The sequence below is a fragment of the Pseudomonas sp. NPDC087803 genome, from assembly GCF_044742995.1.
In the GTDB taxonomy this organism is placed as follows: Bacteria; Pseudomonadota; Gammaproteobacteria; order Pseudomonadales; family Pseudomonadaceae; genus Aquipseudomonas.
The window spans coordinates 277,947-296,863 of sequence record NZ_JBIUVO010000002.1; the positions used below are offsets into that span (position 1 = coordinate 277,947).

General features: G+C 61.5%; 15 protein-coding genes. 1 reads left to right on the forward strand and 14 read right to left on the reverse strand.

Annotated elements, in window-relative coordinates:
* Window positions 1-68 precede the first annotated feature (68 nt).
* Genes ACIOUG_RS04300 through arnB form a run of 9 tightly spaced genes read right to left on the reverse strand, consistent with a single transcriptional unit; the run spans window position 69 to window position 10,485 of the window.
* On the reverse strand, window positions 69-1,667 hold the full coding sequence (locus tag ACIOUG_RS04300; RefSeq protein ID WP_401062790.1) for an ArnT family glycosyltransferase: 1,599 nt from the start codon (window positions 1,665-1,667) through the stop codon (window positions 69-71).
* Window positions 1,664-3,043, reverse strand: a complete 1,380-nt coding sequence (locus ACIOUG_RS04305) for a UDP-glucose dehydrogenase family protein (RefSeq protein ID WP_401062792.1) — start codon at window positions 3,041-3,043, stop codon at window positions 1,664-1,666. Before ACIOUG_RS04305 ends, ACIOUG_RS04300 begins: the two co-directional genes overlap by 4 nt.
* Complete coding sequence (arnF, locus tag ACIOUG_RS04310) at window positions 3,040-3,453, reverse strand: 4-amino-4-deoxy-L-arabinose-phosphoundecaprenol flippase subunit ArnF (RefSeq protein ID WP_401062794.1); 414 nt, start codon at window positions 3,451-3,453, stop codon at window positions 3,040-3,042. The genes ACIOUG_RS04305 and arnF overlap by 4 nt, the downstream gene beginning before the upstream one ends.
* Window positions 3,450-3,794 (reverse strand): 4-amino-4-deoxy-L-arabinose-phosphoundecaprenol flippase subunit ArnE, encoded by a 345-nt coding sequence (gene arnE, locus ACIOUG_RS04315; RefSeq protein ID WP_401062796.1) that lies wholly within the window; start codon window positions 3,792-3,794, stop codon window positions 3,450-3,452. Before arnE ends, arnF begins: the two co-directional genes overlap by 4 nt.
* Window positions 3,791-5,440, reverse strand: a complete 1,650-nt coding sequence (gene arnT / locus ACIOUG_RS04320; RefSeq protein ID WP_401062797.1) for a lipid IV(A) 4-amino-4-deoxy-L-arabinosyltransferase — start codon at window positions 5,438-5,440, stop codon at window positions 3,791-3,793. The genes arnE and arnT (ACIOUG_RS04320) overlap by 4 nt, the downstream gene beginning before the upstream one ends.
* Window positions 5,437-6,321 (reverse strand): 4-deoxy-4-formamido-L-arabinose-phosphoundecaprenol deformylase, encoded by an 885-nt coding sequence (gene arnD, locus ACIOUG_RS04325; protein ID WP_103519790.1) that lies wholly within the window; start codon window positions 6,319-6,321, stop codon window positions 5,437-5,439. Before arnD ends, arnT (ACIOUG_RS04320) begins: the two co-directional genes overlap by 4 nt.
* Window positions 6,321-8,312 carry a bifunctional UDP-4-amino-4-deoxy-L-arabinose formyltransferase/UDP-glucuronic acid oxidase ArnA gene (gene arnA, locus ACIOUG_RS04330; protein WP_401062799.1) on the reverse strand — a complete coding sequence of 664 codons (1,992 nt, stop codon included), beginning with the start codon at window positions 8,310-8,312 and terminating at the stop codon, window positions 6,321-6,323. Before arnA ends, arnD begins: the two co-directional genes overlap by 1 nt.
* Window positions 8,309-9,340: an undecaprenyl-phosphate 4-deoxy-4-formamido-L-arabinose transferase gene (arnC, locus tag ACIOUG_RS04335; RefSeq protein ID WP_123586304.1), complete on the reverse strand. Its 1,032-nt coding sequence runs from the start codon at window positions 9,338-9,340 to the stop codon at window positions 8,309-8,311. The genes arnA and arnC overlap by 4 nt, the downstream gene beginning before the upstream one ends.
* Entirely contained in the window at window positions 9,337-10,485 is a 1,149-nt protein-coding gene (gene arnB, locus ACIOUG_RS04340) for a UDP-4-amino-4-deoxy-L-arabinose aminotransferase (protein WP_401062801.1), read from the reverse strand. Before arnB ends, arnC begins: the two co-directional genes overlap by 4 nt.
* A gap of 439 nt (window positions 10,486-10,924) precedes the next feature.
* Between arnB and xerC the strand changes: the two genes are divergently transcribed.
* A complete protein-coding gene (xerC, locus tag ACIOUG_RS04345) occupies window positions 10,925-11,815 on the forward strand; it encodes a tyrosine recombinase XerC (protein ID WP_401062832.1) in 891 nt (296 codons plus the stop codon).
* Here the strand turns inward: xerC and ACIOUG_RS04350 are convergent, their stop codons facing one another.
* The 5 genes from ACIOUG_RS04350 to arnT (ACIOUG_RS04370) all read right to left on the reverse strand — a co-directional run bounded on the left by ACIOUG_RS04350 (window position 11,816) and on the right by arnT (ACIOUG_RS04370) (window position 18,905).
* Window positions 11,816-12,874: an ABC transporter ATP-binding protein gene (locus tag ACIOUG_RS04350; protein WP_401062802.1), complete on the reverse strand. Its 1,059-nt coding sequence runs from the start codon at window positions 12,872-12,874 to the stop codon at window positions 11,816-11,818.
* Window positions 12,871-14,466 (reverse strand): ABC transporter permease, encoded by a 1,596-nt coding sequence (locus tag ACIOUG_RS04355; RefSeq protein ID WP_401062834.1) that lies wholly within the window; start codon window positions 14,464-14,466, stop codon window positions 12,871-12,873. Before ACIOUG_RS04355 ends, ACIOUG_RS04350 begins: the two co-directional genes overlap by 4 nt.
* 3 nt (window positions 14,467-14,469) lie before the next feature.
* Window positions 14,470-15,483: an iron ABC transporter substrate-binding protein gene (locus ACIOUG_RS04360; protein WP_401062803.1), complete on the reverse strand. Its 1,014-nt coding sequence runs from the start codon at window positions 15,481-15,483 to the stop codon at window positions 14,470-14,472.
* A 186-nt stretch (window positions 15,484-15,669) separates the two neighbouring features.
* Window positions 15,670-17,187 carry an ArnT family glycosyltransferase gene (locus tag ACIOUG_RS04365; RefSeq protein WP_401062805.1) on the reverse strand — a complete coding sequence of 506 codons (1,518 nt, stop codon included), beginning with the start codon at window positions 17,185-17,187 and terminating at the stop codon, window positions 15,670-15,672.
* Window positions 17,184-18,905, reverse strand: coding sequence for a lipid IV(A) 4-amino-4-deoxy-L-arabinosyltransferase (gene arnT / locus ACIOUG_RS04370; RefSeq protein WP_401062807.1), 1,722 nt, complete (start codon window positions 18,903-18,905; stop codon window positions 17,184-17,186). Before arnT (ACIOUG_RS04370) ends, ACIOUG_RS04365 begins: the two co-directional genes overlap by 4 nt.
* Between the last annotated feature and the right edge of the window lie 12 nt (window positions 18,906-18,917).

Below are 18,917 nucleotides of genomic sequence, written 5' to 3' on the forward strand. Positions count from 1 at the left end.
CTGTAGGAGCTGCCGCAGGCTGCGATCTTTTTCCTGAAAGCGCAAAAGATCGCAGCCTCAATCAGTTCCTACAAGGGCTTCAAATACAACAGCACGTAATCATTCTTGTCGAAGCTTCCCGTGACCACCGGTTGCAGACCGGCCAGCGAAGTACCTTGCAGCGATTGCAGGTCCTTGCTGTCCATCATCAGCCAGGCCGGGCCCTTGAGGGCTTCGAGTTGCTGGACCGTCTCGGTGAATTGCGGTTGCAGATCCTGCTCGACGTTGACCATGAACTTGATCGCCTTGGCGTCTTTGCCCATGCCGTGCAGCACCAGCGGGGCCGGGTTCTGCTGCACCTGAGCGAACGCGGCGCGGCTGAACGCCTGCGTGTCGTACAGACGTCGCTCCACCGGTTCGAACACCGCGGCATACACCGTCCACAACGCCAATACCGAACACAGCGCCAGCACTTCGGCGCGCCAGCGCGGGACCCACAAACGCCACAACGCGAGCAATTGCAGGACGCCGAGCACGACCAGTACCAGGGTGATGCCGTCGAGCTGCGCGGGAAAGCGGCGCCTGGCAACCAGCAGCGCCACCATCAACAGTCCCGGCGTCAACAGCCAAATGCCTTGAATTACCCCGCGCAATACACGGAACACCCGACCGTGCAGCACTTGGAACGGATACGCCGCAATGATCGCCGCCATCGGCAGCATCGGCAGCAGATAACGCGCCTTCTTCGCCTGCGGAATCGACAAGCCGACCATCACGATCAGCCCGGCCGCCGCGCAGTACTGCACCAGACGCAAGGCCGGCCCGCGCTGCTGCGGTTTGCTCAGCCAGGTCGCCGCCAACGCCAATATCGCCAGCGGATAGGCCAGTGCGTAGTTGCCCAGGGAGCTGGTGAAGTAATACAGCGAACCGCTGACGCCTTCACTGCCGTCCATGCGCCCCATGAACTGCATGCGGATCACGTCTTGCAGAAACGCTTCGCCACCGCTGAGTTTCGCCAGCCACAACAGCAGGCCGACGCATGCAGCGAGCAGGATCGACGCCAGCACACCGAACACAAACAACCGTTGCCACTCGCGGTTGAGCAAGTAGTAACTGCAGAGCATGCCGGTCGGCACCACCAGGCCGATAGGCCCGCGAATGCCGAAGCCCAACAGCAAAAGGACAAAGATCAACGGCCAGCGCCGACGCGAGCCGAAGTGGTCGTGCGTATAACCGAGATAAAACACCGAGAGCGCCACGGCGGCGAGCATCAGGTCTTGCGACACCGCGCGCACTTCGGTGACGAAGGTGCTGGTGAGCAGCAACAGTGCAATGCTGATCAACGCCCAGCGCTGGGAATGCACCGCCAGCAAGCGATACATCAACGTCACGATCACCCCGCCGGCAATCGCGCTCGGCAGCCATGCCGTCAGGGTGTTGACCGCGCCAAAGGGCAACGACAACAGCCAGATGAACAGCGTCGAGAGCGCAGAATAGTCGGCGTACGGCTCACCGTAAGTGGTCGGGAATACCGTTGGCCCGTGGCGCAGCATCTCTTGGGCAAACAGCACGAAACGTGAGTCGAAGCCAATGGGAGCCTGTCCGTAAACCCCGGCCATGAACAGCAACAGCGCCAGCAGCCCTGCGATCAGGGACTGCCGGCGGATGACAGGCGACAACGTGATCAAGCGACGTCCGCTTTGTCAGGCCACTGTTGCAGCGGGATCGGCAGTTTGCGCGAATCGCCTCGGCCGATCGGGAAGTACTTGAAGCCGTTGCGCGCAAGACGCTCGGCGTCGTACAGGTTACGGCCGTCGAAGATCACCGGGGCTTTCAGGCGTTGCTCGATCAGGTCGAAATCCGGCGCCTTGAACTGCTGCCATTCGGTGCAGATGATCAGCGCGTCGGAACCCGACAGCACCGATTCCGGGGTGCCCATCAGCATCAGTTTTTCTTCGTTCGGATACAGATGCTGGGTTTCCTGCATCGCTTCCGGGTCGAACGCGCGCACGCTGGCGCCTGCAGCGAACAGCGAGTCGAGCAGCACGCGGCTCGGCGCATCGCGCATGTCGTCGGTGTTCGGCTTGAACGCCAGGCCCCACAGGGCGAAGGTCTTGCCGCGCAGGTCACCCTTGTAGAACGCGTTGATGCGGTCGAACAGCTTGTGCTTCTGCCGCTCGTTGATCGCCTCGACCGCTTGCAGCAAGTCGCTGGAGCAATGCGCCTGCTCGGCACTGTGGATCAGCGCGCGCATGTCTTTGGGGAAGCACGAACCGCCATACCCGCAGCCCGGGTAGATGAAGTGATAACCGATGCGCGTGTCGGCACCGATGCCCTGACGGACCGACTCGATGTCGGCGCCCAGGTGTTCGGCCAGTTCGGCGATCTGGTTGATGAAGCTGATCTTGGTCGCCAGCATGCAGTTGGCGGCGTACTTGGTCAGCTCGGCGCTGCGCAGGTCCATGAACATGATGCGGTCGTGGTTGCGGTTGAACGGCGAGTACAGGTCGCGCATCACGTCTTGCACTTCATCACCTTCGCAGCCGATGACGATGCGGTCCGGCCGACGGCAGTCGGACACCGCCGAACCTTCCTTGAGGAATTCCGGGTTGGAGACGATATCGAACTGCAACTGACGCCCGGCCTTGTCCAGCGCGGCTTGAATGTGCGCACGCAGGGTGTCGCCGGTGCCTACCGGTACGGTGGATTTTTCCACCAGGATCAGCGGCTGCTCACGGTGGCGCGCCACGGCGTCACCCACCGACAACACGTATTTCAGATCCGCCGAGCCGTCTTCGCTGGATGGCGTACCGACGGCGATGAACGCGACGCGACCATGTTGTACGGCGAGTTTTTCATCGGAGGTGAAATGCAGGCGGCTGGAGTCCAGGCCTTCGCGCACCAGGCTCGACAGGCCCGGTTCAAAAATACTGACGTGACCCTGGCGCAGCAGTTCGACTTTCTTCTGATCAATGTCCATGCACACGACGTCGTGACCGACTTCGGCCAACACGGCGGCCTGCACCAGACCGACATAACCGCTACCAAATACTGTGATTTTCATGGAGCACTCCTGAATTCGGGCGCACGAGACGGACGAGTGTTAATAGTGATGACCCCGAGCATGACCAGTGCCACGCCCAGTGATTTAGTGAAACTGAACGATTCGTTGAACAGCGGCAGACTGGCCGCCAGCAGGTACACCAGCGCATAGCTGATGCTCAACAGCGAATAGGCCCGGCCCAGCGGCAGATCGCGCAACGCCGCGAGCCAGCACAGCATCGACAGGGCGTAGGCGAGAATTGCCGCTACCACCACGGCCAGTGCCGACAGATCGACACTGCCGGCGCTCAGTGCCGTCAGCAATTGTTCCGGTTGCGGCAGGCGCGTCATGCTCCAGCGCATGCCCAACTGGGCGCCACTGACCAGCAACACGCTGCTCAGGGCGAAACCGATACCGCGTGCCGGGTTCATGACTGTTGCCCCAGCAGCACCACGCCGCCGATCACCAGCGCCACGCCCAGCCAATGCCGGCGGTCGATGGGCTCGCGAAAGACGAAACGGGCGATCAGGGTGATCAGCACGAAGTTGAGGCTGAGCATCGGGTAAGCGATGCCCACTTCAAGCCGTTGCAACACCAGCAGCCAGACCAGCAGCCCGCTGCCGAGAGCAAACAGCGCCAGCCACAACCACGGCGAACGCAGTTTGTCGGCCCACGACGACTCAACGCCGCGCCAGCTCTCCACAGCGTATTTCTGCGCGACTTGCCCCAGGCACGTCAGCAGACACGCCGTCAGTAACAGCAACCAGCTCATGACGGATCCTTGGGCAGCACCATGATCACCAGATTGCCCGATTCGTAACGGGTGCCGTCCTTGGGCAGCAGGTCCAGCTCTTCGAGCTCGTCCTGGCCCTTGACGCGCATCAGCACGCCGACCGATCCGCTGCGCCGGGCGTCGCGGACCCATTGCTGAACATTGTCCTTGGTGAGTCGGCGCTCTGCGCCTTCCGGGTAGGAAAGACCGTACTTGAGTTCGCCGACCGTGTTGTACAGCGCGACCTCTGGCTGTTTCATGCGCCAGGCCAGCGCTGCCGCCGCACCCAGATCATTGCTGAGCAAATGCGTGGCGCCGGACAGTTCAGTGACGTGATGGCGGATGAACTGATCCGGGGTTTTGTTGGCCACCACCGATTTGGGCAACGCCGCCGGCAGGATCCCGGCCAGCAACAGACTGCCCAGCGCCGGCGCCGCCCAGCACTGCAGCGGCAGGAACGCTTGCGCGAGGTTGGCGATGATCCAGCCGATCAGGGCGATGAACACCAGCACCATGCTGTGCAGTTCGTGGTCGTACACCGGTTTGTTCAGTTGCAGGTAAACCAGTGCGATCAGCGTGACCACACCCAGCAGCAGGTTCAGCAGACCGTTGATCCCCAGCGCTCGACCCTGTTCAAGGCGCAGGCGATCAGCCAGCGCATTGCCCAGCAGCAGTGCCAATGGCAACAGGCACGGCAGAATGTAGGTCGGCAGCTTGCCGTTGCTCAGGCTGAAAAAGCCCAGTGGCAGCCACAGCCAAAGCAGCAGGAAGACCATGTTCGGCTGGGCCCGGGTTTGCCAGGCCTGTTTGAACGCGGTCGGCAACAGGCCAACCCACGGCAGACTGAACGCCACCAGCAGCGGCAGGTAGAACCACCATGGCGCATCGTGCTGGGCATCGTCACCGGCAAAGCGGCGGATGTGTTCGTGCCAGAAGAAGAACCGCCAGTAATCCGGTTCCTGCGCATGCACCGCCAGTGCCCATGGCAAGCTGACGATGATCGCGATGGCAATCGCCAGCGGACCGAACACCAGCAGTTCACGCCAGCGTTTCTGCCAGAGCATCCACGGCAACGCGATCAATACCGGCAACAACCAGGCGAGAAAACCCTTGGTCATGAAGCCCATGCCGCAGGCCAGCCCCAGCATCGCCCAGGCACCCAGACGTTGCCCGGTGCTGCGGCCGTCGAGCGCAAACCACAGCGCCACCAGGCTCAGGTTGACCCAGAAGGTGAATTGCGGGTCGAGGTTGGCGTACCCGGCCTGACCGGCGACGACCGTGAAGCTCATGTAGAGCAGGGCGCAGACGAAGCTCTTGCGCGGATCGTTCCATAGCCTGCGCGCGACCAGGTAGGCCAGCAACACGCTCAAAGCCGTGCTGAGGGCCGACGCGAAGCGCACGCCGAACAGGTTCTGCCCGAACAATTCCTGACCAATGGCGATCATCCAGTAGCCGGCAATCGGCTTCTCGAAGTAACGCAGCCCCATGAAATGCGGCGACACCCAGTTGCCACTGAGCAGCATGTCCTGGCTGATCTGTGCGTAACGGGTTTCGTCGGGAATCCACAGGCCATGGGTGTGCAACGGCAACAGATAGGCCAGCAGACAGAGGCCGATCAACAACGGCAGTGCCCAGCGTCTGGTCATGCGCCTTGCACTCCCAGCCAGCCTTCACGGCCTTCGAGCACGCCGCGTTGCACACGGCCCACAGGCAGGGTGTTGAAGAACTCGGGCAACAAGTCGCCCAAGGGTTTGAAGTCAATGTTGCGCTGGCGTGCATCGGCCAGCAATTGACGAAAGTCCTGAGCCATCAGAATCCCTTCTACTTCGGCATGAATGGTGTAGACGTTGAGGGCTTGCGCCTGAAACCGGTCGAGGATGAAGGCGTTGAAGTCCTTCGCCGCCACGTGCGGGCCGACGACTTCGTCGAAGGTCGGCAGGTCCACTGGAATCTGCGGCGTACCCGGCGTGCCGTCCGCCAGCAGCGGACGGAACAGGCTCTGCCCGCGGCAATCGCTGTTATAGCGAAAGCCGAAAGTTTGTTTGGCCTCGATCACGCGCTCGTCCGCACGCCAACCGGCGGCGGCCGAACACTGGATCTTTTCGCCGAGGATGTCGCTCAGCGTGTCGACGCCCTGACGGATCTGTTCGATCAGCTGCGCGTCGCTCCAACGCCCGGCGTTGGCCTGCCAGCCATGGTGATCCCAGGCGTGCAGGCCGACTTCGTGACCGGCGTCCCGGGCCTGACGCATCAGGTGCCCGAGATCACGGCCAATCGGTTTGCCGGGCCAGGCAGTGCCGGCCAGCAAAATGTCCCAGCCGTACAGGCCGGCAGCGTTGGAACGGAGCATTTTCCAGAGGAACTGCGGGCGGATCAGGCGCCACAGATGCCGACCCATGTTGTCCGGGCCGACACTGAAGAAAAACGTTGCCTTGACCTGCGCCTCGTCGAGCATCTCCAACAGTCGCGGCACACCTTCACGGGTGCCACGGTAGGTGTCGACATCGATACGAAGACCTGCCTGCATTACTTCTTGTCCGCGATTTCGAGCATGGCTTCACGCAGGAAGAAATCCAGGGTGTTGCCGATGGTCTCGCGCATTTCCACGGTCGGCTCCCAGTTCAGCAGGCGCTTGGCGTTGGCGATGCTTGGCTTGCGGTGTTCCACGTCCTGATAACCGGCACCGTAGAACGCCTTGCTTTCCACGTCGCGGAAACCGGCGAACGGCGGGAAGTTGTGACGCAGCGGGTGCGCTTCGAACTGACGCAGCAGCTCTTCGCCCAATTGACGGATGCTGGCTTCGTTGTCCGGGTTGCCGATGTTGATGATCTGGCCGTTGCACACGTCGTTATCGTTGTCGATGATCCGCGCCAGTGCTTCAACGCCGTCAGCGATGTCAGTGAAGCAACGCTTCTGCTCGCCACCGTCGAACAGACGGATTGGCGTGCCTTCCACCAAGTTGAGGATCAGCTGGGTGATGGCGCGGGAGCTGCCGATACGCGCCGAATCCAGACGGTCCAGACGCGGGCCCATCCAGTTGAACGGACGGAACAGGGTGAAGTTCAGGCCCTTGGCGCCGTAAGCCCAGATCACGCGGTCCAGCAGTTGCTTGGAGACCGAGTAGATCCAGCGCTGCTTGTTGATCGGACCGACGATCAGGTTCGAGCTGTCTTCGTCGAAGTTCTTGTCCTGGCACATGCCATAGACTTCAGAGGTCGACGGGAAGATCACCCGCTTGTTGTACTTGACGCAGTAGCGAACCAGTTTCAGGTTCTCTTCGAAGTCCAGTTCGAATACGCGCAGCGGGTTGCGGGTGTATTCGATCGGGGTGGCGATGGCCACCAGTGGCAGGACCACGTCGCACTTCTTGATGTGGTACTCGATCCACTCGGAGTGAATGCTGATGTCGCCTTCGACGAAGTGGAAGTTCGGGTGGCTGCGCAGACGCTCGATGGCGTCGGAGCCGATGTCCAGACCGTAGACTTCGTAGCGGTCGTCACGCAGCAGGCGCTCGGACAGGTGGTTACCGATGAAACCGTTGACACCGAGGATCAGCACGCGGGTACGACGTGGCGCGCGACCGGATTCGGCACCGCGCAGCAGCGAGCCATCGACCAGACCCAGTTCGTTGGCCAGTTGCGGACCGCTGAGGTACAGACCGTTGTCGTTGCGCTGACCGGCGTTGATCACCAGCGAGTCTTGACCACAGGCAATGCGCAGCGGATCGACGCTGATCACGCGGCCAGGCGCCTGGCCTTCGTTGCCCTTGACGACTTCGGCGCTCCAGACGATCAGTTTGTGCTCGCCCACGGCGCAGAACGCGCCCGGGTACGGACGGGTCACGGCGCGCACCAGGTTGAACAGTTCTTCGGCCGGTTTGGCCCAGACCAGTTTGCCGTCCGCTGGCGTGCGGCGGCCGAACACGGTGGCTTTGGATTCGTCTTGCGCGGTTTCAGTGATCTTGCCTTGCAGCATGTTCGGCAGGGTGTCACGCAGCAGGTCGCTGGCGGCGGTGCGCAATTTGGCGTGCAGGGTCAGACCGGTGTCGCTGCGCTCGATGGCCACGCGTTGCTGGGCAACGATCGCGCCGGCATCAGCGCGCTTGACCATGCGGTGCAGGGTGACGCCGGTTTCGGTTTCGCCGTTGACCAGCACCCAGTTCGCCGGAGCGCGACCGCGATAGCGTGGCAGCAGCGAACCGTGCAGGTTGAACGCGCCTTTTTTCGCCAGGGCCAGCAGTGGTTCGCTCAGCAGGTTGCGGTAGTAGAAAGAGAAAATGTACTCCGGGTCGAGCTTGGCGATGCGCTCGATCCACAGGGGGTGGTTGGCGTCTTCCGGCGCGTGAACCGGGATGCCTTTGTTGGCGCACAGTTGCGCAACCGAGGCATAGAACGCGTTTTCTTTCGGATCATCGGCGTGAGTGAACACTGCTGCAATGTCGTAGCCGCTGTTGAGCAGGGCTTCAATGCCGGCGCAGCCAATATCGTGGTAGGCGAAGACAACAGTTTTTGCACTCATGAGAGAACCTGATCGGAAGTGGAAGAAGTAGCAGTAGAAGAAAGACCATCAACGGTGACGGCAGGGGCCGGGGCGGCCGGCTGGCTGCGCAACACCTTTTCAATGAAGAAGCGTGGGCGGGCGCGCACATCGCTGTACATGCGGCCCAGGTATTCACCCAGCAGGCCCATGCCGATGAACTGACCGCCAGTGAACACGAACAGTACGGCGAACAGCACGAACATGCCGTCACCGGCCCAACCGGCACCGAACGCCAGGCGCAGGACGATCAACGCAATTGCGAACAGCACGCCCAGCCCGGCCATGGCGAAGCCGACGATGCTCAGCAGACGCAGCGGGGTGGTGGTCATGCAGGTGACCAGATCGAACATCAGGTTGATCAGGCGCATCGGGCTGTATTTCGAATCGCCGTGTTCACGCTCGGCGTGGGCCACGACGATTTCGGTGGTGTGCCGGGCAAAACTGTTGGCCAGGATCGGGATGAACGTGCTGCGTTCACGGCAGGCGAGCATCGCGTCGATGATGGTGCGGCGGTAGGCGCGCAGCATGCAGCCGTAGTCGCTCATGGCGACGCCGGTGGAGCGTTGCACCGCGAGGTTGATCAGCTTCGACGGATAACGGCGCAGCGCCGAATCCTGACGGTTGCCGCGCACGGTGCCGACCACGTCGTAACCTTTTTCGGCCTCGGCCACCAGCCGGGGGATTTCTTCTGGCGGGTTCTGCAAGTCGGCGTCGAGGGTGATCACCACGTCGCCCTTGCACTGTTCGAAACCGGCCATGATCGCGGCGTGCTGACCATAGTTGCGGTTGAGAATGACCGCCACGAACGGGCTGTTTTCACGCCCGGCGGCTTCTTCGAGCATGTTCGCCGATTCGTCACGGCTGCCGTCGTCGACCAGCACGATTTCAAAGTCGTGGTGCAACTGGCGGCAGGCCGCCTCGGTACGACGCAGCAGCTCGGGCAGGCTTTCCTGCTCGTTGTAGACCGGGATGACGATCGACACACTGCGGATTGGATAAGGTTTCACAGGCGTTTTTCCATGATTTGTGCGATGGCACCGACAACACGGTCAAGGTCTTGATCGGTCATGTCGGGGAACAGCGGAATCGAGCACAGCCGCGCCGAGTTCCATTCGGTGTTGGGCAGGTAGAGGTCGGGGTCACGCTGGCGATACCAGGTGTGCAGGTGGGTGGCGATGAAATGGATACCGGTGCCGATGCCCTGGTCCTGCAAAGCCTTCATGAAAGCTTCGCGATCCATGCCGCAGCGCTCGCTGTCGATGCGCAGGATGAACAGGTGCCAGGCGTGTTGCTGGGCGTAGTCGGGCAGGGCCAGCGGTTGAACTGGCAAGCCTTCGAACTTTTGCAGATAACTCGTGGCCAGCTCGGTGCGCCGGGCGTTGATTTCGTCCAGACGCTGCAGTTGCACCAAGGCAATCGCGGCGTTGATGTCGGCCAGGTTGTACTTGAAACCGGGCTCCATCACTTGCGCCTGCGGCTTGCGGCCACCGGTCAGACGGTCATAGGCGTCAACGCCCAGGCCGTGGAATTTGAGCATGCGCACGCGGCTGGCGAGGGCTTCGTCGTCAGTGACGAACATCGCGCCTTCGGCACAGGTCATGTTCTTGATCGCATGGAACGAGAAGATCGCCGTGCCTTGCGAACCGACGTGGCGCCCCTTGTAGCGGGTGCCGGCAGCGTGGGCGGCGTCTTCGATGACCGGGATGCCGTGCTTGTCGGCCAGGGCATACAGCGGATCGAGATCGAACGCGGCGCCGGCGTAGTGCACCGGAATGATTGCCTTGGTCCGCGGGGTGATGGCCGCTTCGATGCGCGCAGCGTCGGTCATCAGCGTGTCGCGGTCGACATCGACGAACACCGGTTTGGCGCCCAGCAGGGAGATCATGTTGGCGGTCGAGACCCAGGTCTGCGACGGGGTGATGACTTCGTCGCCCGGGCCGATGCCCAGGGCCAGCAGCGTGATGTGCATGCCGCCGGTTGCCGAAGACAAGGCCACCGCGTGTTTGCAACCGACATACTGCGCAAACTGCTCTTCGAGTGCCTGGTTTTTCGGCCCCGTGGTGATCCAGCCCGAGCGCAACACCTGCTCGACAGCGGCAATTTCCTCATCGCCAATACTTGGGCGGGAGAAGGGGAGAAACGCCTGACTCATGGGCACCTCATTGCAAAAAAAATAAAGGGTGGACTCACGGATTCGTTGGATCCAACCTCAGCGTAGACACAGAAAAGCGCTCCTGCATCAATAACTTGGCAAAAAAAGCATGACGTCGGGGATTGATTGACTTTTCACGATTTGCCCGGCAGGTTGGGGCATAGCCACTACCGAACCTATGGGAATTAAGGTTATGCCGGTTTTTGTGAAAGGAACATGAAAAACCGGTTGGCGAATCGTTTATCTGTCACTTATACAGCGGCTGTTCAGACTTCTGCCGTTCATCGCAGTTTTTTGTCGGACAGTGCGGCTTAAGTACGTTCTTTACTTCAAGTACATTGCATTTGTTAGTTGTTGTAGTGCTGTACGTTTTTTACTCAAGGTTTATCGTTTGATTGATTTAGTTGCTGCAACGCCGGTCGTTCCAAAAACCAACCCGATGAGCCTGTACCTCGCGCGGTTGGCGCCCTCCAGCCAACTCACCATGCGCTACGTGCTGCAAGATGCGGCCGATCGCCTTGGCTTTGAAGACATGAATGTCGAAGAGATCCCCTGGCATGCCCTGCAACCGGAAGATGTTGTTGCACTGGTGGCGGCATTGCGTGAAGACAACTACGCGCCGAACACTTCTTCGTTGTATGTGAATGCGGTGCGCGGGGTCATGAATGAGGCCTGGCGCATGAGCCTGATCAGCCAGGAACATCTGTTGAAGATGCGCTCGGTCAAGGGCATCGCCGGCACGCGGCTGTCGCAGGGGCGTAATCTCAAGCGCACGCTGATTCATGAATTGATGGAAGTCTGCGCCGCCGACCCACGCCCGCAGGGCCTGCGTGATGCGGCAATCATCGCCTTGCTGTACGGCACCGGCATGCGCAAGTCGGAGTCGGTTGATCTGGACCTGAATCAGGTCGACTTCAGCGAGCGCAGCCTGTGCGTCACCGCCAAGGGCAACAAGCAGTTGATCAAATACGCACCGGCGTGGGCGTTCAGCAAGCTCAATGCCTGGCTCGAACTGCGCCGTTCACAGCTCAAGGAGGGCGAGAGCGACGATGCCTTCCTGTTCAACCGTATCCGCCGTGGCAGCCACATCACCCGCGAGCGCATCACCAAACACGCGATTTACTACATCGCTCGCCAGCGCGGCACGCAGGTCGGGGTGAAAATCATGCCCCACGATTTCCGTCGTTCGTTCATCACTCGGGTGATCGAGGAGCACGACCTGTCGATCGCGCAGAAACTGGCGCACCACAGCAACATCCAGACCACCGCCAACTACGATGTGCGCGATGACAACGAGCGGCGGCGGGCGGTGGATCGCTTCGATCTCTGATCAGTTCAGGCCAAACACATGCGCCGCCCCCAGCACCGACAGTTGCACCGCACTGCCGGCGGGCGGCGCGTGCATGCCGGAGCTGCGCACCAGAATCGAACGGGCCGGATCCTGAGTCGCGGATAAGCTCAGTTCAACGGTCAAGGTGCAGGTGTTGCCGGCGAAATCCCGGTCGGTGACCCGCGCATGGCAGCCTTGTCTGTCAGACGCCCCTTCGGCGATCTGCAGTTGTTCGGGGCGCAGCATGATCTGCGCGGCGCCGCTGAAGCCGTTGCTGTTGACCGGCACCTGACCCAGATCGCAATGCGCCCAACCCGCCTCGATCCGCGCGGGCAGCACCACGGCTTCGCCGAGAAAGTGCGCAGTCTGCTCATCATCCGGATAGCGGTAGAGATCCATCGGATGCCCGGACTGCACCAGCCGACCGCTGCGCATCACCGCCAATTGATCGGCAAACGACAACGCTTCGCTCTGATCGTGGGTCACCAGAATGGTGGTGACGCCCGCGTCTTCGAGCAGGCGCGCGACCATTTTGCGCATCGCACTGCGCAAACCGGTGTCGAGGGCGGAGAACGGCTCGTCGAGCAGCATCAGCCGTGGTTGCTGCGCCAGAGCACGGGCCAGCGAGACCCGCTGTTGCTGGCCTCCGGACAATTCGTGGGGCCAACGGTCGGCCATGTTCGCGTCGAGGGCGACGCTGTCCATCAATTGCAGTATGCGTTGATGGCGCGCTGCACCGGTCAGGGCCAGGCCGAAACCGATGTTCGCCGCCACCGTCATGTGCGGGAACAACGCGCCATCCTGCGGGACGTAGCCGATCTGCCGTTGATAGGCCGGCACCGCGTGGTGGCGGTCAACCAGCGTCTGGCCGTTGAGGGTGAGGCTGCCGCTGTCGGGAAACTCGAACCCGGCGATCATCCGCAGCAGCGTGGTCTTGCCGGAACCGGAGGGACCGACAATCACCGTGCGGCTGCCGGTCGGCACGTTGAGGCTGACGTCGTCGAGCGCCTTTTGCGCGCCGAAGGTTTTACTGAGGTTGAGCAGTTCGAGAGCGTTCATCGGCCAGCGGTACGCCTGGATTGGTGATAGAGAATGGCCGTCAGCGGCAGTGAAAGCAGGATCATCAAGAGCGCGTAGGGCGCTGCGGCGGCGTAATCGATTTCGCTGGTCATCGCCCAGAAACCGGTGGCGAGGGTGCGCGTGCCGTTTGGCGCGAGCAGCAGGGTCGCGGTCAGTTCATTGGTGATCGCCAGAAACACCAGCGCCGCACCTGCCGCCGCGCCGGGAGCCGCCAGACGCACGGTGATCAGCCACAATGCGCGTATCGGCGAGCGGCCAAGGCTTTGCGCGATGTTTTCCAGCTCGACCGGCGCTTGAGCGAACCCGGCGCGCAGGCTGACCAGCGCCCGCGGCAGGAACATCAGCAGATAGGCCAGCAGCACAGTGAGGGTGGTCTGGTAGATCGGTCGGGCGAAATGAATGGTCACGGTGACCAACGCCAGAGCCACGACGATGCCGGGCAGGGCGCTGGTGATGTAGTTGCAGCCTTCCAGCAAGCGCTGCAGTTTGCCCGGCGAGCGGATCGACAGCCACGCGATGGGTATCGCCGCGAAAGTCGTCAGCAACGCGCCGGCCACTCCGTAAGACAAGGTCTGCAGCAAGGCCGGCAGCAACTCATCACCCTCCCAAACCTGCACGCCACCGGCGACCAGCCAGCGGCCCAGTGTGAGCAACGGCACACCGAGTGCCAGCAGGCAGGTCAGCGTTTGCAGCAGTAACGCCAAGGTTATCGCGCCGCGGCCCAGTTGCACGCTGCGCTGATCCCGCGCGCTGCCGGAACCGACCCGCGCATAACGCGCCTGCCCACGGGCGGCTGACTCGGCGGTGAGCATCGCCAGACAGCACAGCGCGAGAACCCCGGCGAGCATGTTGGCGGCCGGGCCGTTGAAGGTCGATTTGAACTGATCGAAGATCGCCGTGGTGAAGGTGTCGAAACGGATCATCGCGTACAAGCCGTATTCGGCCAGCAAATGCAGACCGACCAACAAGGCCCCTCCGCAGATCGCCAGCCGCAGCTGCGGCAACACCACCCGAAAGAACACTGCCCACGGCTTGAGCCCCAAGGATTGCGCAACGTCTTCAATCGCTGGATCGAGACGACGCAAAGTCGCAGCAATCGGCAAATACAGAAACGGGAAATAGGCGATCACCGACACCAGCACCCCGGCCGGCAGACCGTGGATCGACGGAATCAGGCTGACCCAGGCGTAACTGTGGACGAACGCCGGCACGGCCAGCGGTGCGACCGCCAGCACCGACCACAGGCGTCGGCCAGGCAGGTTGCTGCGTTCGGTGAGCCAGGCCAGGGTGGTTCCGAGCACGATGCACAGCGGCAGGGTGATCAACACCAGCAGCACGGTGTTGATCAGCAATTCGCCGACCCGTGGGCGAAAGATCAGGGCTTCGATGGTCGCCCAACCGGTGTACCACGCCACGCCGATCACGAACGCAATCGGCAGTAGCGACACCAATGACACCAGCACCGCCGAGCTCATCACCCACGAGCTGCCACGCCCGGCATGCGTGCGGGCAGGGTGGGGGAGGCTGGCGGGGGCCGTCGCAACGGCCGATGCAGGCAAGGTTTCGCGCATCACTCAGAGCAATCCGGCCTGGGTCATCAGCTCGACGGCTTTTTTGCTGTCGAGGGTCGACGCATCGACTTTCGGCGCATCGAGGGTTTTCAGCGGCGTCAGCTTCGGATTGGACGGCACGTCTTTGCCCACGGCGTATTCGAACGAGGTGCCGGTTTCGAGAACTTCCTGACCTTCCTTGCTGGTGATGTATTTGACGAACTTCTGCGCGTCCTTAAGGTGTTTGCTCGAGGCCAGCACGCCGGCGCCGGAGGTGCTGACGAATGCGCCCGGATCCTGATGCTTGAAATAGTACAGGCGGGTGTTATTGCTGTTCTCGCCGGTCTTGGACTGATCGACGAAGCTGTAATAGTGATAGATCACGCCGCTGTCGATCTGCCCGGCGTTGACCGCTTTCAGTACCGCGCTGTTGCCGCGATAGATCGTGGCGTTGGTCTTCATGCCCTTGAGCCATTCCAATGTGGCGGCTTCACCTTTCTGTTGCAGGACGGCGGCGACGATTGCCTGGAAGTCGGCGCCAGCCGGGGAGGCGGCCCAACGGCCTTTCCATGCCGGAGTGGCGAGATCGAGCAGGGATTTGGGCAGGTCTTTTTCGCTCAACTTGCTCGGGTTGTAAACGAACACCGTCGAACGGGCGGCGATGCCGACCCAATTGCCGTGGGCCGGGCGGTAGGCGGAATCTACTTGTTCCAGCGTCGTCGGTGCTAACGGGGCGAACAGTTTGGCGTTGTCCACCAGCACCATCGCCGGGGAGTTTTCGGTGAGGAATACGTCTGCCGGCGAGGCGGCGCCTTCCTGCACCAGTTGGTTGCCCATCTCGGTGTCATCGCCGTTGCGAATGGTCACCGGGATCCCGGTTTCTTCGGTGAACCCGGCCACCCACGCCTTGGTCAGGGTTTCGTGCTGCGCGTTGTAGACCACCAGACCCACCGAGTCGGCGGCAACAGCATGCCCGGTGCCGAGCAACGCAGTGGCCAGCAATGCGCGCTTGAAGAAGGATGGAAAGCTTGTATTCATTCGGGCAGCTCCTGTTTTTAGACGTTATGAGCAAACCCTCGCAGGAAACAATGCGAACGATTTGCATGTGTCGAGTCGCGGCAATGTAGGGTGGCAAATGAGAAAAAAACGTCAAAGAAGCCGTTAATACTTGTCATTGCCATTCAAATTTACCGCGACTCTCTACGTTTGTCTTAACGTCGTTGCTCAGGAGTGAGGGATGTAGGCCACGCTCTGGTCTTCGCGCCCGTGGAATAGCTGCTCGCCACGGGTCGGGATGGTGGTGATGACCTGATGATCGGTCTTCAGGCCAGCAAGTGGCACAGCATCACCGGAACGGTATTGCGCCACGAAAATCGTCCGTTGCGGATCCCAGTGTTCGCCGCTGGTGCGTTGCAGCCAGGCGATCAGCGTCGCGGTGTCGCCATTGTGCGGGAATTCCTGGATCGTTTCCGGCACGTAGTAGAACGGTGCACCGCCGGTTTGCAGGTACATCGGTACTTTGTTGTCGACCTCGATCATGACCATGCGCCATTGATTCAACGGTGCCTGCTGACTGGCCTGTTCGCGAACCTGTTCGCCGAAGCGGATAACACCGCCGCCGCTGTTGGTCCACGGGTAAAGCACACCCAGTACCACGGCAAGCAACACCGTGGTGACCGCGAAGCCGATCTTCAGCCCACGGCCTGCGCTGTTGCGAGCGGCCATGCGCCGGGTCACCCACCACGCACCCAGCAGTTGAGCGAAGGGCACCAGCGGCAACACGTAATAGCTGCGGCGACTGCCACTGGCGGTGAAGAACAGCATCAGCAACGCGAGCCCTTGAATCAGCCAGCGGGTGTCCGGCTCGATGTGCTTCCAGTTGCGCGCCGCGACCCACAGGGCGATCAACCAGGACGGCGCCCAGGGCAGGGTGTAGACCGGCAGGTAGATCAAGTAGGTGTAAATCGGCCCGAATTGATCGAACGGCTGGAAAAACCGCACGACGTTTTCGCGCAGCACCAGGCCCAGACCACTTTGTTCGTAGTTGGGCGCACCGTAGAGGTGGGACAACAGGAACGGCGTCATGTAGAACGCCCCGGCGATCAATAGCGCACCGAACAGGCGCAGGTTCAGGTGACGTTTCCAGCGGTGTTCGCTGAGCAGGTGCGGCAGCAGCACCAGCCCCGGCAGGATGAAACCGATCAGGCCCTTGAACAGCGAGGTCAGCGACAGCAAGCCGAAGAACACCACGTAGCGCCAGAACCGCGTGTCATCCGGGCCGCGCCAGTACCACCAGACGGCCGCGAGCACACCGCAGACAGTGAGAATGTCGGCGGTGGCGACGCGCGCCCAGAACAAGAAGTAGAACGTGGTCGCGAGCATCCAGCCAGCGATCAGCCCGGTGCCTTTGCGAAACAGTTGCTCGCCGATCAGGTACACCAGCCACACGCTAAACCACGCGGAAATCACCGACGACAGGCGCAACGACCAATGCCCCAGTCCGCCGGTGGACCACGAGGTGGCGGTGATCAGCCAGTACGACAGCAGCGGCTTGTCGTAGTAGGGGCTGCCCTTGAGATAGGGATCGAAATAGTCGCCGCTTTGCAGCATCTGCAAGGCGATGTTGGCCCAACGGGTTTCCGGCCCCCATAGCTCACGACTGCCCAGACCGAGCAGTAAAAGCAGGGCAGTCGCTGCCAGCAGAAGCAGCAACTGCCTCCGTTCAGTCCTGGTTTGGGTCATGGCTGGCTCTGACTGAAGATGAGGATTTCGATTTGGCCACGGCGGTAGTGCTTGCCGTCTATTGGCAGCAGTTCAAGTTGTTGCGCGTCCGATGTGCTGTTGACTCGCATCACCACGCCCACCGAGCCTTTTTTCCGCGCTTCGGTCATCCATTGGCCAACACCTTCGAGGCTGACCTTGCGTGAAGCCATGGCCGGGTCATCGAGGCCGTACTTGAGCTCGCCAACGGTGTTGAACAGGTCGACTTGCGGGCGACGCAAGCGCCATGACAACGCAGAAGCCGCGCCCAGGTCGTTGCTCAGCAAAGAGCTGGTCTGGCTGAGTTCCTGCTGATGTTCGGCAATGAACTGATCCGGCATCTTGCTGTTGACGATGGTCGCCGGCATCGCCGCTGGCAGCAGCGCGACGAGCAGGCCGATGCCCAGCGCCGGCATCGCCCACAGCGTCAGTGGACGCAATGTCTGCAGCGAACCGGCAATCAGCCAGCCGAGCAGCACGATATAGCCCAGCGACAGGCTGAACATTTCGGTGTGTTCGTAAATTTCGCGGGTCGCTTGCAGATAGATCAGCGCGACCAGAGCGGTAATGGCCAGCACCACGTTGACCACGCCGTTGATCCGCAAGACGCGACCGTTCTGGTCGGCTATCCAGTTCATCAGCGTGTGGCCCATCAACAGGGCCAACGGCAGCAGGCACGGCATGATGTAGGTCGGCAGTTTGCCGCTGCTCGCGCTGAAAAATGCCAGCGGCAGAACAAACCACAAGGCCAGAAAACCGATTTTCGGGTCACGCTTTTCGCGCCAGGTGCGCAACAGTGTCGAAGGCAACAGCAGGGCCCATGGCAAGGTGGAGGCGAACAGCAGCGGCAGGTAGAACCACCATGGCCGCGCGTGCTGTGCGTCTTCACCGGCGGCAAAGCGGCGGATGTGTTCGTGCCAGAAGAAGAACCGCCAGAAGTCCGGTTCACGGTAATGCACGGCCAGTGCCCATGGCACGCTGACCAGTGCGGCCACCGCAACAGCAACTAGCCCATAACGTACCAGTTCGCCGAAGCGCCGCTGCCAGATCATGTAGGGCAGGGCGATCAGCACCGGCAGCATCAGGGCAAGGAAACCTTTGGTCATCAAGCCCATGCCACAAGCGAATCCCAGCAATGCCCAGCCGCCCAGGCGCGCGCGCGGGGTGGTGCTGTCGATGGCAAACCAGATCGCCACCAGGCTGAGGTTGACCCACAAGGTGAACTGCGGATCAAGGTTGGCGTAGCCGGCTTGCCCTGCGATCAGGCCGAAGCTCATATATAGAAGGGCGCAGGCTGCGCTGATTCGCGGGTTGTTCCACAGGCGCCGGGCCAGCAGATAGGCCAGCCACACGCTTATGCCGGTGCTGAGCGCCGAGGCGATGCGTACGCCGAACAGGTTTTCACCGAAAATGGCCTGGCCGATGGCGATCATCCAGTAGCCGGCAATCGGTTTTTCAAAGTAGCGGATGCCCATGAAGTGCGGCGCCACCCAGTTGCCGCTCTGCAGCATTTCCTGGCTGATCTGGCCATAACGGGTTTCATCGGGAATCCACAGGCCGTGAGTCATCAGCGGCAGCAGATAAAACACCACGAACGCCAGCACCAGCCCGGGGATCGCAAAACGCTCGATCCAGGTACTCTGCTGGAGGTGCGGCAAATTCAACGCCGCATGGTGCAGCGGTTTGTTCTCAGACGTCATGACTGGACCTTG

What these genes read in the sequence shown, in the direction of transcription:
- arnT (WP_401062807.1), bottom strand. Translation starts at nt 18,905, where the DNA reads ATGACGTCTGAGAACAAACCGCTGCACCATGCGGCGTTGAATTTGCCG.
- ACIOUG_RS04360 (WP_401062803.1), bottom strand. Translation starts at nt 15,483, where the DNA reads ATGAATACAAGCTTTCCATCCTTCTTCAAGCGCGCATTGCTGGCCACT.
- ACIOUG_RS04365 (WP_401062805.1), bottom strand. Translation starts at nt 17,187, where the DNA reads ATGACCCAAACCAGGACTGAACGGAGGCAGTTGCTGCTTCTGCTGGCA.
- ACIOUG_RS04350 (WP_401062802.1), bottom strand. Translation starts at nt 12,874, where the DNA reads ATGAACGCTCTCGAACTGCTCAACCTCAGTAAAACCTTCGGCGCGCAA.
- arnF (WP_401062794.1), bottom strand. Translation starts at nt 3,453, where the DNA reads ATGAACCCGGCACGCGGTATCGGTTTCGCCCTGAGCAGCGTGTTGCTG.
- ACIOUG_RS04355 (WP_401062834.1), bottom strand. Translation starts at nt 14,466, where the DNA reads ATGCGCGAAACCTTGCCTGCATCGGCCGTTGCGACGGCCCCCGCCAGC.
- arnB (WP_401062801.1), bottom strand. Translation starts at nt 10,485, where the DNA reads ATGAGTCAGGCGTTTCTCCCCTTCTCCCGCCCAAGTATTGGCGATGAG.
- ACIOUG_RS04305 (WP_401062792.1), bottom strand. Translation starts at nt 3,043, where the DNA reads ATGAAAATCACAGTATTTGGTAGCGGTTATGTCGGTCTGGTGCAGGCC.
- arnD (WP_103519790.1), bottom strand. Translation starts at nt 6,321, where the DNA reads ATGCAGGCAGGTCTTCGTATCGATGTCGACACCTACCGTGGCACCCGT.
- arnA (WP_401062799.1), bottom strand. Translation starts at nt 8,312, where the DNA reads ATGAGTGCAAAAACTGTTGTCTTCGCCTACCACGATATTGGCTGCGCC.
- xerC (WP_401062832.1), top strand. Translation starts at nt 10,925, where the DNA reads ATGAGCCTGTACCTCGCGCGGTTGGCGCCCTCCAGCCAACTCACCATG.
- arnE (WP_401062796.1), bottom strand. Translation starts at nt 3,794, where the DNA reads ATGAGCTGGTTGCTGTTACTGACGGCGTGTCTGCTGACGTGCCTGGGG.
- arnT (WP_401062797.1), bottom strand. Translation starts at nt 5,440, where the DNA reads ATGACCAGACGCTGGGCACTGCCGTTGTTGATCGGCCTCTGTCTGCTG.